Below are 15481 nucleotides of genomic sequence, written 5' to 3'. Positions count from 1 at the left end.
ATCAGGCACCACGCACCCGCGCCAGGAGGACCAGTGCCGTCAACATCCCGCACCCTCGTGCTGCTCCGCCACGGCAAGTCCGGCTATCCGCCGGGGGTTCCCGACCACGACCGCCCACTGGCCCTGCGGGGCGAGCGGGAGGCCGCCCTGGCCGGTGCGTGGATCGCCGCGGAGCTCGACCCGGTGCAGGCGGTGATCTGCTCGACGGCCGTGCGGACCAGGCAGACCCTGGAGCGCACCGGACTGGCCGTCGCCCCGGACCGCATCGACGTCTCGTCCCGGGTCTACGAGGCCGATCCGGAGGATGTGCTGGCGGAGATCCGGCTCACGGCAGCGGATGTCGCCGTGCTGCTGGTGGTCGGACACGCACCCGGGTTGCCCGGCCTGACCGAGCAGCTGGCCGGGCCGGGCAGCGATCCGGCGGCCCTGCGAGCGGCCACCGAGCACTTCCCCACCTCCGCGATGGCGGTGTTCGCCGTCGACGGCGACTGGGCGGATCTGGGCCCCGGTGGCGCTGCCCTGCAGCACTTCGAGGTCGCCCGGGCGTGAGCGGCTTTCTCTTCCGCGTCGGGGTGACCACCGCGGCGACGGCGGTCGAGGGCGCCGCCGGCCGGTCCGCGACCATCTGGGACGTGGTGGCCGCGGCGCCCGGCCGGATCGTCGACGGCAGCGCGGGACCGGCGGCCGCCGACCATCTCTCGCGACGGACCGAGGACCTGGCCCTGCTGGCCGGTGCCGGCGTGCAGGCGCTCCGGTTCACCCTGTCCTGGGCCCGGTCGCTGCCCGGCGAACCGGGCGACGGTCTCGACCCGGCCGGGTTGGATGCCGCCGACCGGTGGGTGGACGACCTGCTGGCCGCCGGCATCGAACCGTGGCCGGTGCTCTACGACACCGAGCTGCCGCTGGCCCTGATGCTGACCGGCGGTTGGCTGGACCGCGACACCGCCTCCTGGTTCGGCGATTTCGCCGCTGCCTGCGGTGAGCGGCTGGCCGATCGCGCGGCCGGCTGGACCACCCTCGCCGACCCGTTCCAGCACCTGGCGTTCGGCCATGCCGCGGGCGTCGACGCCCCGGGGCTGACCCTGCTGGACGAGGCGTTCCCGGTCACCCACCACCTGCTGCTGGGCCACGCGGTCGCACGGGACGCGTTGCACGACAACGGTGCCCGCGTCGTGGGGATCTCGAACCAGCACTCCCCGGTCCGACCGGCCACCGACTCCGCCGCAAACCGGCGGGCGGCGCTGCAGTTCCGGATCTACCGCTCCGACCAGTTCGCCCAGCCGGTGCTGCGCGGCCGGTACCCGCGGGCGATGCAGGAGGCGGTGGCCGAGTCCGGAGTGGTGCTGGACGGCGACCTGCAGCGGATCCACGGCCGGCTCGACTTCTACGGCGTGGAGCACCCGCACCCGATCACCGTGGCCGCCGCCCCGGACAACACCCGGGTGCCGTTCAGCACCGTGGAAGCGGTGCCGGACGGTCCGGCCACGGAAGGCGGCTGGGAGGTGGATCCGGCCGGCCTCGCGGACACTCTCCACGCGCTCGCCCGGCGGTACCCGGACCTGCCACCGCTGGTGGTCACCGAGAACGGTGCGGCCTACGACCCGACCACGGACGCCGGCGATGCCGCTCGGATCGCCCACCTCACCGCACATCTCGAGGCGGTGCGCGCGGTGGCGGAGGCCGGGGTCCCGGTGCTGGCGCACTTCCACCGGTCGCTGATCGACGGCTGGGAGGGCTCCGACGGCTTCACCCGGCACCACGGCCTGGTCGCCGTCGACCCGGTCACCGGCGACCGCACCGCCCGCCCGTCCCTGGCAGCACTGGCCCGCCTGCTGGACAGCTGAGCGGAGCGGAAGACCGTCAGCGACGCAGCAGTCGGCTGATCACCATCCGCTGGATCTGGTTGGTGCCCTCGAAGATCTGCATGATCTTCGCCTCCCGCATGTACCGCTCGACCGGGAAGTCGTGGGTGTAGCCGTACCCGCCGTAGACCTGCACCGCGTCGGTGGTGACCTTCATGGCGTTGTCGGTGGCCACCAGCTTGGCGACGCTGGCCTGCTTGCCGAACTTCATCCCGGCGTCCCGGCGCCGGGCGGCGTCCAGGTAGGTGGCCCGGGCGGAGACGGTGGCGGCGTCCATGTCGGCCAGCAGGAAGCCCAGCCCCTGGTGGTCGATGATGGCGGCGCCGAACGCGGTCCGCTCCTTGGCCCAGCCGACCGCCGCGTCCACCGCCGACTGGGCGAGACCGGTGGCCACCGCTGCGATCCCGAGCCGCCCGGAGTCCAGCGCGGACAGCGCGATGGCCAGCCCCTGACCCGGGGCGCCGATCAGCCGGTCGGCCGGCACCCGGACGGCGTCGAGGTAGAGCGCGGCGGTGGTGGAGCCGGTGAGGCCCATCTTGCGCTCCGGGGCGCCGAAGGACAGACCCGGTGTGCGGCCGTCGATGTGGAAGCAGCTGATGCCCTCCGGCAGTCGCGCGAACACCGTGTAGAAGTCGGCCTCCCCGCCGTGCGTCACCCAGGCCTTGCTCCCGGTCAGCTCGAACGAGCCGTCGTCCAACCGGACCGCGCGGGTGCGCATCGCCGCCGGATCGCTGCCGGCATGCGCCTCGGACAGGCTGTACGCGCCCAGCAGTTCGCCGCCCAGCATCTCCGGCAGCATGGTCTCCCGCTGCTGCGCCGACCCGAAGGCGGCGATCGGGTAGCAGGACATCACGTGGACGCTGACCCCGACACCGACGCTCGCCCAGCGGGCGGCGATCTCCTCCAGGCACTGCAGGTAGGTCTGGTAGTCCAGCCCGCTGCCGCCCCACTGTTCGGGGTAGGGCAGGCCGAGAACCCCGGCGGCGCCGAGGATCCGCATCACCTCGCGGGGGAAGTCACCGGCCTCCTCCGCCTTGGCCGCGCGTGGCGCCAGTTCCCGGTCGCAGATCTCCCGGACCAGCTCGAGCAGTGCGACCTCGTCCTCACCGGACAGCAGACGCTCCACCGTCATCCCGCCGACTCCTGTTCTCTCGTACCCGTTCCGCTCCGACCGATCGGGCGCACCGACCGACCGCACACCGGCGTCGTCCCAGCAGGTGGGATCATCCTCCGTCCCGCCGGGGAACGCACCCCTGCTCCGGCCCGCGCGTGTCGGTCCGGACGTCGCACACCCCGGATCAGTACTTCCGGACCGCCTCCACCGCGTCCAGCAACCGGTCGACCCCGGGCAGCCAGTCCTGCTCCAGACGGCTTGCCGGGTAGGGGGTGTCGTAACCGGTGACCCGGAGCACCGGCGCCTGCAGATGGTAGAACGCCTCCTGCTGCACCCGGGCTGCGATCTCCGCGCCGATGCCGTGCGAGCGGGACGCCTCGTGCGCCACCACCAGCCGCCCGGTGCGCCGGACCGACTCCACCACGGTGTCCGAGTCCAGTGGCGAGATGCTGCGCAGGTCGATCACCTCGACGCTGGTGCCCTCGTCCGCGGCGATGCCGGCGGCCGAGAGTGCCGTGGCCACCAGCGGTCCGTAGGCGACCACGGTGACATCGGTGCCGGCGCGGACGATCCGGGCGCGGTGCAGCCCGTCGGTGGCGAGCGGTCCGGCGGCGACGCCCGACCCCGCCACCGGGGTGACCGGGCCCTTGGTCCAGTAGCGGTGCTTGGGCTCCAGGAAGATCACCGGATCGGGCGACCCGATCGCCTGCCGGAGCATCGTGTACGCGTCCTGCGGCGAGCCCGGGGTCACCACCTTGATGCCGGCGGTGTGCGCGAAATAGGCCTCGGGCGACTCGGAGTGGTGCTCGATCGCGCCGATCCCGCCGCCGTAGGGGATGCGGATGACGACCGGCATGGCGGTGCGGCCGGCGCTGCGGTGCCGGATCTTGGCGAGCTGGGTGACGATCTGGTTCACCGCGGGGAAGACGAACCCGTCGAACTGGATCTCGCACACCGGCCGGTAGCCGGCCATCGCGAGACCGACGGCGGTGCCGACGATCCCGGCCTCGCCCAACGGCGTGTCGACCACCCGGTCGGACCCGAAGTCCTTCTGCAGCCCGTCGGTCACCCGGAACACGCCGCCCAGCCGCCCGACGTCCTCGCCGAGCAGCAGCACCTTCGGGTCGCGCTCGAGCTCGTGCCGCAGGCCCAGGTTCAGCGCGCCGACCATCGTCGTGTCCGTCACGGGGTCACCTCCAACGACGCGACGAAGGCCAGGTGTTCGGCCCGCTGCCGCTCCAGCTCCGGGGTGATCTCGGCGAAGGTGTGGTCGAACGGCGCCGCCGGATCGGGCTCCGGCAGGGCGCGGCAGCCGGCCCGGAGCCGGGCCGCCACCTGCTCGCACTCCTGCTCCACCTCGGCCAGCAGCGCCGCCCGGCCGTCACCGGTCTCCATCCCGTCCAGGGCCAGGGCCAGCGGGTCCCGCGCCGCCCAGCGGTCGTTCTCGGCACCGCTGCGGTAGCGGCCGTCGTCGTCGGAGGTGGTGTGCGGGTTGCGCCGGTAGGTCAGCGCCTCGACCAGGGTCGGACCGCCGCCGGCCCGGGCCCGCTCCAGCGCCTCCCGGGTGGCGTCCAGCACGGCGTGCACGTCGTTGCCGTCGACCCGGATCCCGGGGAAGCCGAACCCGTCGGCCCGCCGGGCCACCGGCACCCGGCTCTGCACGCTGAACGGCGCGGAGATGGCCCACTGGTTGTTCTGGCAGAGGAAGACCACCGGCAGGTCCTGCGCGGCCGCCCAGACGAAGGCCTCGTTGGTCTCGCCCTCGCTGATCGATCCGTCGCCGAGGAACGCCAGCACGGCGCGGTCCCGGCCCGGCTCGCCGGTGCCCACGTCGCCGTCCCGCACGATCCCCATCGCATAGCCCACCGCGTGCAGCAGCTGGGCGCCGATGACCAGGGTGTAGGTGTTCATCCGGTGCTGCTGCGGGTCCCACCCGCCGAGCGTGGTGCCGCGGAACAGGCCCAGCAGCTCGACCGGGTCGATACCGCGCACCCAGGCCACCCCGTGCTCGCGGTAGGTCGGGAAGACCATGTCCTGCGGCTGCAGCGCGTGGGCGGCGCCGACCTGGGCGGCCTCCTGTCCCAGCAGGGACGGCCAGAGCCCGAGCTCACCCTGCCGCTGCAGGGCGATGGCCTCGGTGTCGATGCGCCGGGTGATCGCCATGTCGCGGTACAGCCGTGCCGGGTCCACCGGCTCCGGGGGCGCGGTGGGATGGTCCGGTCCGGGGGCGTCGGCGATGACGGGCATGACCCCATGGTGCCCGGAGTGCGCCGAGCGCTCCGGCACCCGCCCCCCGGGCAGCCGCCCGGACACCGTCTCCGCCATGCACCGACCCCTGTCCTACCCGATCCGGCCCGCATCGGGCGTGTCCGCGGGCCCGTCGTCGGGCGCCCGTACGACCCTCCCGCACCGCCGGGGCGGACACAAACATCTCGCACGATCCGAGAGCAGCGCGCAGCTTTCTCGCGTCCTGCTCCCGAATGGCGCGGAATCACTGCGCCCTGTCGGCGGTGTTCGCGAGACCACCCCGTACCGTTGGTCGGCATGACCGCCCCGGAGGAACTCGATGCCGTCGACCACGCCATCCTCGATCTGCTGGTGGAGAACGCCCGCCGCAGCGCCTCCGACATCGCGCAGCGGGTGAACCTCACGCCCTCGCCGGTGATCCGCCGGATCGAGCGGCTGGAGCGGCTCGGGGTGATCACCGGTTACACCGCGACCCTGGACCACGGGAAGCTCGGCGCCGGGCTGGAGGCGTTCGCCGAGCTGCGCTTCGCCGGCAACACCAAGGTCGAGGACATCACCCGGACCGCCGCGGACCTGCCGGAGGTGGTCGAGGTGCTGACCGTCGCCGGCGACCCGGACGCGCTGGTGCGGTTCCGGGTCACCGGGGTGCAGCACCTGGCCGACGTGGTGGACCGGCTGCGCCGGGACGGCAACGTGATCGGCACGAAAACCCTGATGGTGCTGGGCTCCTGGCGCCGCACCGGGCACTGACACACCGGAGAACGCACCGAGGCACCGGAGGACACCGCAGAGACACCGACGGGCCGCGGGCAGGACGCCCGCGGCCCGTCGGCCGGTCGTGCAGCTGGTGTCAGCCGTCGTCACCGCCTCAGCGGCGGACGACCACCGGGACGGTGTTCGACACCGAACCCGCCACGTTCGGCGAGGACGGCACGAAGGTCACGGTGAACCGGTAGGTGCCCACCGGGGTGTTCGCCGGCAGCTTGTAGGACAGCAGCCCGCCGGTGGTGGCGGCGCGCGCCACCTCGGTGCCGTTGGCCTTGAGCACCAGGGTGCCCGCGACCGGGTTGAACGGCACCAGGGTGCCGCCGGACAGCGTCACCTGGGAGGTCCCGTACTTCTGGACCAACCGGTTGGTGAGCAGCAGGGTCGCCGACGGCGCCTTCTGCACGGTCAGCGTCACCGGTGCCGACTCCGACGCCTGCAACGCCTCGGTGCCCGCGTAGACCGCGGTCACCGGCGCCGAGCCGGCCGGGGTGCTCGCCGGCAGGGTGAACCGGGCGACCCCGCCGCTGATCGGTGCGGAGCCGAGTACCAGGTCACCGGCGCGGAACTCGACGCTGCCCGGGACGACGGAGCCGTCACCGGCCACCACGGTGGCGGTCAGGGTGATCCGCACCGGGTAGCCGTACACCTGGCTGGTGCGGTTGGCCGACAGGGTGGTGGTGGTCTCCACCGTCGAGGCGGCGGCCGCGATCTGCAGCGGCACCAGCACCACCGTGCCGGTCGTCGTGCCGGTCACCGTCAGCACCTGGGCGCCGGCCTCGGTGCCCGCGGGCACCTCGAAGGTGACCGATGCCTTGCCGTTCTCGTCGAAGACGTCGGTACCGATGGTGTTGTCCACCGTTGCCGTGCCGACGACCGTGCCACCCAGCGACAGCTCGACCGAGGTGTCCTTGCGGTCGGCCGCCGTGGTGTAGGCCAGCGAGCTGAGCGAGAACGAGACCGTCTGTCCCGCTTCGTACTCCGCCGGGGCGTCGGCCGGGAAGCTGACGCCGACGGCGCGCTGGGTGTAGTCGACCGGGAGCGGGGTGTTGGCCGCCATGTAGTCGACCATCGCCTGCAGGTCGGTCTTGCCGGTGTCCCGCTTGTCCGTCCCGCCGGACAGCGCGGTGAAGTTGTCACCGCCGGAGGACAGGAACGAGTTGACGGTCACCGAGTACGCCGTGGCATCGGCGATCGGCTCCCCGTCCAGCCACATACCGGTGATCCGGCTGCCGGCCGCCTTCGCGGGATCGTAGGTGTAGGTGAAGCCCTCGGAGATGCCCAGCTTCAGGAACGGCCGCGACGCGCCGGCCGGCTGCCACTGCTGCTCCAGCACCTGCTTGATCTGCGCACCGGTCAGGTCCATGTTGACCAGGGTGTTGGCGAACGGCTGCACCGTCGCCGCCTGCTTGTAGGTCAGCGCAGCGGGGTAGGTGCCCGCGGCACCGGCGTTGCCGACCATGTCGGCACGCAGGCCGCCCGGGTTCATGAAGGCGATCTGCGCGGCGCCGGACTCCGGCGCCGTGGTCGCCCACCGCTGCACCTCGGCCACCAGGTTGCCGAGAGTGGACTCGCCACCCCGGTTCTCGCTGGTGCCGTTGGCCAGCTTGGCCCGGTTGAACGGCCCCTCGATCTGACCCAGCTCCTGCGCCCCGAGCACGTCCGCCTCGGCGACCGCCGCCGCGACGATCGGCGTGACCTCCGGGTCGGCCGGGTAGTTCGGGGTGTAGGTGGTGGTGCTGGTGCCGTCCGGGTTCTGGGTGACCGTGGTGGTCACCAGCGGCAGGGTGTTCGACTCGACCCCGGTGACATCGCCGGTGGCGTTGTCCACGGTGAACAGCAGCTGGTCCAGGTTGTACCCGTACTGCCCGGCCGAGACGACCGGACGGGTGGTCACCGCGCGACCCTCGTCGATCCAGGACTGCACCGGGATCTGGTGGTTGTAGGTCAGGTGGGTGTGACCGGAGACGATCGCATCGATGTCCTCGCTCGCACCGGTGACGATGCGGCCGAAGTCGGTCGACGGGTCGGTGGCCGCGGACAGCGCGGTGGTCGCCGCACCCTCGTGCACCAGCATCACCACGATGTCGGCGCCCTCGGCCTTCAGCTCGGCCGCGGTCCGGTTGGCCGCCAGCACCGGCGCCTCGATCTCCAGGCCCTCGATGCCGGCCGGGGAGACCAGCTCGTCCAGGTGGTCGGTGACCACGCCGACGAAACCGACCTGCACGGAGCCGAAGTCCTGCACCCAGGACTCGGGCAGTGCGGCGGAGTGGTCGTCCTCGTGACGCACGTTGGCGCCCAGGTACTCCCATTCGGCGCCGCCGTAGGGGTTGGTCACCGGGTCGTACGGCGCCATGATCCGCTCGGTGAGATCCTCGTAGCCCTGGTCGAACTCGTGGTTGCCCACGGCCGACACCTCCAGGCCCGCGGCGTTGAGCGCATCGATGGTCGGCTTGTCCTTGGCGATGAACGACTCGAAGGTCGAGGCACCCACCAGGTCGCCGGCGGCGGCGAAGACGGTGCTGGGGTACTCGGCCCGCAGCTGGTCGACCGCACCGGACAGCACCGCGGCGCCGGCCTCGGTCTGGTTCGCCTGGATCCGGCCGTGGAAGTCGTTGATGCCCAGCACCTGCACCGTGGTGGAGGTGGAGACCGCACCTGCGGTGAGGCCGACGACGACCGGGTCGTGGTCGGAGGCCGCGAACGGCGTGGCCGGGTCCCAGAACAACGTGCCGTGGTAGTTGTACCGGCTGTAGTTCAGCGCGATGGACTCCGCGGCGTTGATGTTCCAGATGTCCGCACCGGTGGTGCGGTCGAGTGCCGCCGAGTTCACGAACACGTGGTCCAGCGAGCCGGACAGGCCGCTGAAGGAGTACGAGTACTCCCGCTCGCCGGTCTCCGCGGCGACGTGCGCCTCGACGTCGACGTAACCGGCGTCGGTGAGGACCTTGACCGGGTCCTCCTGGCCGTAGGAGTTGTAGTCGCCGACCATCACGACCGCCTGGGTGGCGGTGTCGTCGAGCACGGTCGGGATCCAGGCCACCAGCGCGGCCGCCTGCCGCTTGCGCGACTCGTTCGAGGCGCCCTGGCCGTCGCCGGCATCGGCGTCACCGGCGAACGGTCCGGCCGAGCCCTTGGACTTGAAGTGGTTGACCACGAAGAAGAACGACTCGCCGCCACCGACCGGGGTGAAGACCTGGCCGACCGGCTCGCGGGCGTTGGCGAACGCACCGGAGTCGGCACCGTTGTCGGCGCTCTCGGTGCCCAGCGCGCGGGACTCGCCGGTGCGGGTGACCGCGGCCGGCTTGTAGATGATGGCGCTGGTGATGACGTCCATCGTGTCGGCGGCCGGCAGCTCGGTGGAGGACGGGACGTAGGCCCAGACCTCGGAGCCGGCGTCGGCGTTCAGCGCGTCGACCAGGGTGGCCAGCGCGCTGTCGGCGGGCTTGCCCAGGGTGACCGAGTTCTCGATCTCCTCGAGACCGGCGACGTCGGCGCCGGAGTCGTTGATGGCCCGGACGATCTTGGCCTGCTGCCGCTCCAGGTTGGTGGCGTCCCAGGCACCGCGCGGGCCGTTGCCCGGGCAGGTGTTCACGGTGATCGGGGTGCCGGTGCGGTCCTTGTAGGACGAGCAGCCGGCGACGTCCGCGCCGAGGGTGGTGAAGTAGTTCTGCACGTTGAAGGAGCTGACCTTGAGGTCCGCGGCACCGATCTTGGCGGTGTCCGGGGTGGCCTGCCGGGTGTTGCCGAAGGTCGCCGGGTAGGCGGCGGTGTCGGCCGGGGTCACCTGGGACACCGGCTGGAAGCGCCAGTCACCGAACTGGTAGTCGACGACCACCGGCGAGGCGAAGGTCGCCGGCGCGCCGACGCGCACCGGAGCGGTGAGCGACAGGTACGGCGGGGTCTGCGACGAGTTCGCCGCGGACAGGAAGTTGGTGGACGCCCCGTCGTCGAGAACCACGGCACGGGAGGCGTTGTCGGCGGTGACCGCGGCGGCCTCGGTGCTGCCCGGGCGGGCCACGTCGGTCGGCTGGATCAGCGGGGTGGTGCCGGAGGCCAGGCCGACCTCGCCGTACTGGTTGGTGCTGTAGACGTCGCTGACGGTGAAGTCACCGGTCGGCAGGTAGAGCATCGACTCGAGCGCCTCGCGCTGCGCGTCGGTGGTCGGCCAGCCGTCGGTGGTGGTCGGGGTGACCGGCGCGGCCTCCTCCGCCAGCACGGTCAGGCCGCCGGCGGCCACCGACAGCTCGGTCCGGCCGGAGAACTCGCCCACCGTGCCGGTGACCTCGACGTGGTCGCCGATGGCGACGTCCGCGACCGTGGCGGCGGAGAAGACGAACAGGCCCTGCGAGGCGACCGCGGCACCGCTGACATCGAGCGGTCCGCCGGTGCCCGGGGTCTGGATGGTGTAGGCGTTGAACCCGCCGACCGGGTAGGCGGCGGTGACGATGCCACGGGTGGTGGCCGACTGCCCGGCCAGCGGGCTGGCGGCACCGGTGCCCTGGATCTCGGCGATGGTCACCGTGCCGGCGGCCGGCGGCTCCTCCTCGCCCGGGGTGGGCTCACCGGGAGTCGGTGCGCCGGCGGTGAAGTCGTCGGCGTTCTCGCCGGTGTTGGTCGAGTCGGCATCCCGGAAGACGGAAGTCGTGTTCGACGGGGCGGGCGTGGGGGCGTCGCCCGCATGGCTGGCGGCGGTGCTGCCGTAGCCCACGAAGTCGACAACCTCGGCAGCCTCCGGGCAGGCGTTCCCGCAGGTGAGCCCGGTGGTACCGGAGGACACCAGGGCGACCTTGCCGGCGGTGCCGCTCATCGCGATGGTGCCGGTGACGTCGCCGGTGACCGGGACGGTGCCGCCGGCGCCCTGGGCCTCGACGACCACGTAGTACTGGCCCGGGGCGATCGAGCCGGTCAGCGCGGTGCGCTGCCAGCTGGTGCCGGCTGCGGAGGCGTACTGCACCGACCAGCCGGTGAGATCCACGGCGGCGTCGGTGGTGTTGTAGAGCTCGATGAAGTCGTGCTGCAGGGTGGCACCGCTGTTGCCGCCACCGCCGTAGACCTCGTTGATGACGACCGCGGCAGCCGGGTCGACGGCCGCGGAGGCGGCGGGTGCCAGGGTGACCGATCCGGTCAGCAGCACGGCGGTGAGGGCGGTGGCCCCCACGCTCCGTGCGCGTGTGCGTCGGGGTGTGCGCACCGGTGCTCCGTTTTCTCTTCGGGCACACGCCCCGATGGGCGCGGCCGGGTTCTCCGGCCACAACAGCAGCGACCGCGGAACGAGCGTGTGTGAGTCGTGTGAACCTAAGCCACGGTCGCGGTGAACGTCCAGTGAGGACGGAAGGAATGTCCGTGGTGCCTGCGCCGGAAATCGGCCACCGTTCGGGGCGATCCACCGGAATTCTGTCGCTCCGAGCAGCGACGGCCGGAACAGCTGCACAGCAACAGATTCCGTACGGGTGACAGCCGGCAGGCGCACCATTGGGCCGATCGTGGGGCAACGCCGTGATGCATCGAAGAACTCACACCCGATGGTTCAACGACACGTCAAGGACGATCCTCCGAAATGCCATCCATCGTCATGAAAGGTGCAATCAAGAATTATCGGGCGATTCGGGCGATCGCCGCCGCGGCTGTCCCCGGACGTCAGAGCGCCCGGTGCACGTCCTCCAGTGCGGCGGAGATCCAGGTGTGCACGTCCGGCCCGGCGACGAGCCAGCCGGTCTCGGCGCCGGTGAGGCCGATCGGTGTCATCAGGGCACCGGCCTCGCGGGCGATCAGCCCGCCGGCGGCGACATCCCAGTGCTGCACGCCCTCCTCGTAGAAGGCGTCGATCCGGCCAGCCGCGACGGCACACAGGTCCAGGGCCGCGGAGCCGATCCGGCGGATGTCCCGGATGCTGGGCAGCAGCCCGGCGACCAGCGCCCCCTGGGCCGCCCGGCGCTCCGGGCTGTAGCCGAAACCAGTGGACAGCAGTACCTTCTCGAGAGATGCGGGTGCACTGACCTGCAGCGGGGTCCCGTCCAGGAAGGCGCCACCGCCGCGCACGGCGGTGAAGGTGATGTCCCGCCGCGGGTCGTGCACCACGCCGACCAGCCCGCCGTCGGCGTCCTCGGCGGCGATGCTCACCGAGAAGTTGTCCAGCTCGTAGAGGTAGTTCACGGTGCCGTCGAGGGGGTCGATGACCCAGGTGATGCCGGTCCCGGACGGCCGGTCCGCACCCTCCTCGCCGATCATCCCGTCGTCCGGCCGCTCGGCCAGCAGCTCCCGGACGATGAGCGCCTCGGCGGCCCGGTCGGCGTCCGAGACCGGGTCGGTGGCCGACGACTTCGTGTCCAGTCCCTCGACGTGACCGTAGCGCCGCAGCAGCTCGGCGCCGGCGGCGCGCGCGACCCGGATCGCCAGGTCCAGCAACGGGAGCGGGTCCACCCCGCCGGCGGTCGGGACGGCAGGATCGGGGGTCTCGGTCATGGGGAGCATTCTCCCCGACCGGCGCCGTCACCCCGGTGGTGGGTCCCGCCGGGGCGGGACCCACCGGAGGAGTCGGTCAGGCCTGCTCGGCCAGCACCGGGGACGGCTTGATCCCCACCGTGACGGGCAGACCGACGCTGAGGTCGGCGATCTCGTGCGTGCCCATCTGCGCGATGACCACGTCGCCGGCACCGAACCGCACCTGCACCCGGCCCATCGACCCGAGGAAGCTGGTGGCCGCGACCACGGCCGAGGCCGGTCCGGACACGGCGTCACCGGCCGGCGCCAGGGTGATGGCCTCCGGCCGGACCAGGGCGGTGATCGCCCCGGAGGTGGGTGATCCGGGCAGCAGCGGCACGGTGGATTCCAGCACCCGGGCCGAGCTGCCGTCGGCCGTGCCGGCCAGCCGGTTGGTCAGGCCGATGAAGCTCGCCACGAACGGCGTCACCGGCCGCGAGTAGATGACCTCAGGTGCATCGATCTGCTCGATACGGCCCGACCGCATGACGCCGACCCGGTCGGCGACCGCCAGGGCCTCCTCCTGGTCGTGCGTGACGAACAGCGTGGTGATCCCGAGTTCCAGCTGGATGCGCCGGATCTCGTCCCGCAGCTGCACCCGGACCTTGGCGTCCAGCGCGGACAGCGGCTCGTCCAGCAGCAGCACCTGCGGCTGGATCGCCAGCGCCCGGGCCAGCGCGACCCGCTGCTGCTGGCCGCCGGACATCTGGTGCGCGTACCGGTCGGCCTGGGTGCCCAGCCCGACGAGATCCAGGTACTCACCGGCGATCCGGTTCCGCTCGGCGGTGCCCTTGCCCCGCAGCTGCAGGCCGAAGGCGACGTTCTGCCGGGCCGTCATGTGCGGGAAGAGCGAGTAGGCCTGGAACACCATGCCCATGTCGCGCTTGTTGGTCGGCACGCTGGACAGGTCCTTCCCCCCGACCACAACGGCGCCGGAGTCGGCGTCCTCCAGGCCCGCCAGCACCCGGAGTGCGGTGGTCTTGCCGCAGCCGGAGGGGCCGAGCAGCACGACCATCTCGCCCGGCGCGATGTCCAGGCTCATGCCGTCCAGGGCGTGCACGTCGCCGAACGACCGGCGCAGGTCCTGGAGCTGCACCCGGACGCCGGCCCGGGTGGTCTCGATACCGATGGCTGTAGCGGTCACTGGATCCCTCTCATGACAGTCCTACTCACGACGGCGAGGTCTCGGGCTGCAGGGCGGCGATCCCGCCCGGGGTGGTGGGGGTGGAACGCTTGCGTGTGCGGCGCTTGCCGTTGCCGACGAAGGTCAGCAGGAACATGAAGACGAACGCCAGCACCAGCACGATCATCGACATCGCCGTGGCGAAGCGGGGATCGGCCGCATTGAGCGCGACCAGCGAGACCTGCAGGTTGTCCTTGAGCAGCAGCGCGGCGAGGGTGTACTCGCCGAGCACCAGGGCCACCGCCAGGAAGCTGGCGCCGGCCACCGCGGTCTTGATGTTGGGCAGCACGATCCGCCACATCACCCCGGCCCAGGAGCTGCCCAGGCTGCGGGCCGCCTCGGACAGGGTCTTCACGTCGATGGCCCGGAGGCCCGCGTCGATCGCCCGGTAGGCATAGGGCAGCACCAGCACCACGTAGGCCAGGCAGAGCCAGACCGAGTTGGTGCCGAACTCGCCGAACGTGGTGCCGAGGAAGCGGTAGATCGGGTAGTAGCCGACCACCAGCACGATGGCCGGGATGGTCAACGGCAGCAGACAGATGAACTCGACCAGTCCGTTCACCTTCTGCACCCGCAGCCGCACCCAGGTCATGGTCGGCACCAGCAGCACGATGGTGATCACCACGGTGAGCACCATCAGCACCAGCGAGGCGACCAGGCCGTCGGTGAGCTTGTCCCGGGCGTCCGGATCGAGCTTGCCGAAGTCGATGATCTTCTCCCAGGCGACCCAGATCCGTTTGCCGGCAAGGTTCCTGGTGGAGAAGTCGAACATCGACAGCAGCGGGATGATGAAGAAGGCCATCACCATGACGACGACCACCCAGCGGGTGATCGCCTGCTGCCGCCGGCGGGCGGCCCGCAGCTGACGCGGGACCTTGGTGCCGGCCGGGGTTCTCGGTCCGCCCGGCTCGGCGACGGCGGTACCGGTGCTCATCTCGACCATCGGGACGCCCTCCGCTGCAGCCAGTAGTAGAGCACCATCAGGATGGCCACCACGAGCACCATCAACAGGGCCAGCGCCTTGGCGACGTTCGGTGCGCCCAGCCCGGTCTCGGCGATCAGCTTGCCGCGCACCTGCAGTGCGATCAGCGGGTTGTACTGGCTGATCAGCGCCGCGGCCGTGGCGTACGCGGAGAAGGCGTTCGCGAACAGCAGCAGCAGCGAGCCCAGGAACGAGGGCATCAGCAGCGGGAAACCGATCTTGCGCCAGTACACCCAGGTGGACCCGCCCAGGGTCTCCGCCGCTTCCCGCCACTGCGGCCGCAGGCCATCGACGGCGGGGAGGAACACGATGACCATCAGCGGGATCTGGAAGTAGAGGTAGACCGGGATCAGGCCGCTGAGGGTGGACAGCAGGTCGGGGGCGACCTTGGTGCCGAGGGAGTCCTCGAGGAACCGGCTGATCAGGCCGTTGGCGCCGATGGTGGCGATGAACGCGAAGGCCAGCAGGGCCCCGCCGAACTGGGCCAGCACGGAGCAGGCCGCGGTCACCAGCCGGCGCATCGCCCCGGTGGGCGAGGTGGTGGTCAGCACGTAGGCCAGCACGCCGCCGACCACGGCGCCGATGACCGCGGTGACCAGGGACAGCACGACCGAGTTCCACAGCGCGTCCAGCACGCTGGCATCGCCCAGTTCGGCGATGTTCTCGAAGCTGAATCCCCCGTCCTTGTCCTGAAAGGCGCCGATCACCACGATGGCGGTCGGCAGCAGCAGGAAGAGCGCGGTGTAGAGGAAGAACGGCACCGTCCCGAGGAACGGGCCCGCAGCCCGCAGGCCCCGGCGCTGCGCCGGGGCCTGCGGGATGGTCGCGGTGGTCATGACCGTGAG

11 protein-coding genes are annotated in these 15481 nt (G+C 71.7%); 3 read left to right on the top strand and 8 right to left on the bottom strand.

Features of this window, described 5'->3' with window-relative positions; all coding sequences use genetic code 11:
* Positions 1-33: 33 nt before the first annotated feature.
* Both GIS00_RS19560 and GIS00_RS19555 read left to right on the top strand, forming a co-directional pair.
* The gene (locus GIS00_RS19560) at positions 34-549 is read left to right on the top strand and encodes a SixA phosphatase family protein (RefSeq protein WP_322098170.1); all 516 of its coding nucleotides are present in this window, start codon (positions 34-36) and stop codon (positions 547-549) included.
* Positions 546-1844 carry a glycoside hydrolase family 1 protein gene (locus GIS00_RS19555; RefSeq protein WP_196073366.1) on the top strand — a complete coding sequence of 433 codons (1299 nt, stop codon included), beginning with the start codon at positions 546-548 and terminating at the stop codon, positions 1842-1844. The genes GIS00_RS19560 and GIS00_RS19555 overlap by 4 nt, the downstream gene beginning before the upstream one ends.
* A 16-nt stretch (positions 1845-1860) precedes the next feature.
* Here the strand turns inward: GIS00_RS19555 and GIS00_RS19550 are convergent, their stop codons facing one another.
* From GIS00_RS19550 to GIS00_RS19540, 3 genes are all read right to left on the bottom strand, one after another.
* Entirely contained in the window at positions 1861-2994 is a 1134-nt protein-coding gene (locus GIS00_RS19550) for an acyl-CoA dehydrogenase family protein (RefSeq protein ID WP_154770102.1), read from the bottom strand.
* A 166-nt stretch (positions 2995-3160) separates the two neighbouring features.
* The gene (locus GIS00_RS19545; protein WP_322098169.1) at positions 3161-4162 is read right to left on the bottom strand and encodes an alpha-ketoacid dehydrogenase subunit beta; all 1002 of its coding nucleotides are present in this window, start codon (positions 4160-4162) and stop codon (positions 3161-3163) included.
* A complete protein-coding gene (locus GIS00_RS19540; RefSeq protein WP_407666894.1) occupies positions 4159-5262 on the bottom strand; it encodes a thiamine pyrophosphate-dependent enzyme in 1104 nt (367 codons plus the stop codon). Before GIS00_RS19540 ends, GIS00_RS19545 begins: the two co-directional genes overlap by 4 nt.
* Before the next feature lie 258 nt (positions 5263-5520).
* Here GIS00_RS19540 and GIS00_RS19535 point away from each other — a divergent pair, with 258 nt between their 5' ends.
* Positions 5521-5973: an Lrp/AsnC family transcriptional regulator gene (locus tag GIS00_RS19535; RefSeq protein ID WP_154770100.1), complete on the top strand. Its 453-nt coding sequence runs from the start codon at positions 5521-5523 to the stop codon at positions 5971-5973.
* 118 nt (positions 5974-6091) lie between these two features.
* On the opposite strand, the gene GIS00_RS19530 is transcribed toward GIS00_RS19535, so the two are convergent.
* The 5 genes from GIS00_RS19530 to GIS00_RS19510 form a co-directional block, all read right to left on the bottom strand.
* Positions 6092-11149 carry an ExeM/NucH family extracellular endonuclease gene (locus GIS00_RS19530; protein WP_322098168.1) on the bottom strand — a complete coding sequence of 1686 codons (5058 nt, stop codon included), beginning with the start codon at positions 11147-11149 and terminating at the stop codon, positions 6092-6094.
* 479 nt (positions 11150-11628) lie between these two features.
* Positions 11629-12453 carry an inositol monophosphatase family protein gene (locus tag GIS00_RS19525; protein WP_154770098.1) on the bottom strand — a complete coding sequence of 275 codons (825 nt, stop codon included), beginning with the start codon at positions 12451-12453 and terminating at the stop codon, positions 11629-11631.
* A 76-nt stretch (positions 12454-12529) separates the two neighbouring features.
* Positions 12530-13615 carry an ABC transporter ATP-binding protein gene (locus GIS00_RS19520; RefSeq protein WP_322098167.1) on the bottom strand — a complete coding sequence of 362 codons (1086 nt, stop codon included), beginning with the start codon at positions 13613-13615 and terminating at the stop codon, positions 12530-12532.
* 25 nt (positions 13616-13640) lie between these two features.
* Positions 13641-14588, bottom strand: coding sequence for an ABC transporter permease (locus tag GIS00_RS19515; RefSeq protein WP_154770097.1), 948 nt, complete (start codon positions 14586-14588; stop codon positions 13641-13643).
* The gene (locus GIS00_RS19510; protein WP_154770096.1) at positions 14585-15472 is read right to left on the bottom strand and encodes an ABC transporter permease; all 888 of its coding nucleotides are present in this window, start codon (positions 15470-15472) and stop codon (positions 14585-14587) included. Before GIS00_RS19510 ends, GIS00_RS19515 begins: the two co-directional genes overlap by 4 nt.
* Between the last annotated feature and the right edge of the window lie 9 nt (positions 15473-15481).

It is taken from the genome of Nakamurella alba (assembly GCF_009707545.1).
Lineage (GTDB): Bacteria > Actinomycetota > Actinomycetes > Mycobacteriales > Nakamurellaceae > Nakamurella > Nakamurella alba.
Note: the sequence above shows the minus strand (reverse complement) of the source record. Positions and strands in the feature narration are given on the sequence as shown.

Bases quoted from the DNA above. Each gene is read 5' to 3' on its own strand.
- GIS00_RS19550 (WP_154770102.1), bottom strand. From the start codon at position 2,994: ATGACGGTGGAGCGTCTGCTGTCCGGTGAGGACGAGGTCGCACTGCTC.
- GIS00_RS19535 (WP_154770100.1), top strand. From the start codon at position 5,521: ATGACCGCCCCGGAGGAACTCGATGCCGTCGACCACGCCATCCTCGAT.
- GIS00_RS19525 (WP_154770098.1), bottom strand. From the start codon at position 12,453: ATGACCGAGACCCCCGATCCTGCCGTCCCGACCGCCGGCGGGGTGGAC.
- GIS00_RS19515 (WP_154770097.1), bottom strand. From the start codon at position 14,588: ATGAGCACCGGTACCGCCGTCGCCGAGCCGGGCGGACCGAGAACCCCG.
- GIS00_RS19510 (WP_154770096.1), bottom strand. From the start codon at position 15,472: ATGACCACCGCGACCATCCCGCAGGCCCCGGCGCAGCGCCGGGGCCTG.